The sequence below is a fragment of the Micromonospora arborensis genome (assembly GCF_003205615.1).
In the GTDB taxonomy this organism is placed as follows: Bacteria; Actinomycetota; Actinomycetes; order Mycobacteriales; family Micromonosporaceae; genus Micromonospora; species Micromonospora arborensis.
Genome location: NZ_PYBV01000104.1, coordinates 1 through 667, shown reverse-complemented (window position 1 = coordinate 667; position 667 = coordinate 1). Strand labels below are relative to the sequence as shown.

Here is a 667-nt window from a genome sequence, read left to right as displayed (position 1 = left end):
GCCGACCCCTTTCAGACTTTTCCCGTTAGTGCAGCGCCCGGACGAGGTGCTCACACCGGCACACCTTCCCCTGGTGTGTGGGTGTCCTTACCCCCGAAGGAGCTACCCCCATGAACACGATCATGCGTAAGAGCGTCCTGTCCGTTGCTGGTCTCGCGTTCGCCGGTGGTGTCTTCGCCGGTCCGATCGCCGCCCACGCCAACCCGGCCGTGGACGCCAAGCCCGCCGCCGTCGCGGTGCAGGCTGACAAGCCGGACACCGCCAAGCTGATCCCGCACGGCACCCAGGGCGACCAGTCCCACATCACCCTCAACGACGAGCAGATCGGCAACGCCAAGGCGATCATCGCGGCCACGAAGAAGGCCGGCCTGCCCGAGCGGGCCGCGGTCATCTCGATCGCGACGAGTCTGCAGGAGTCGAAGCTGGAGAACCTGGGCCACCTCGGCGACATGAACGACCACGACTCGCTGGGCCTGTTCCAGCAGCGCCCGTCCAGTGGTTGGGGTACCCCGGAGCAGATCACCGACCCGGCCTACTCGACCACCGCGTTCCTCAAGGGCCTGAAGCAGGTTGATGGGTGGCAGGACATGCCCCTGACCCAGGCCGCGCAGACCGTGCAGGTGTCGGCTTACCCGGACGCCTACGCGCAGTGGGAGCAGCAGGCCGC

General features: G+C 67.5%; 1 protein-coding gene. It reads left to right on the top strand.

All coding sequences use genetic code 11. The annotated features are described in order from the left end of the window. Nucleotides 1-110: 110 nt before the first annotated feature. Nucleotides 111-667: hypothetical protein (locus tag C7C45_RS33020; protein ID WP_110568840.1), on the top strand; the 557-nt coding region annotated here is incomplete at its 3' end.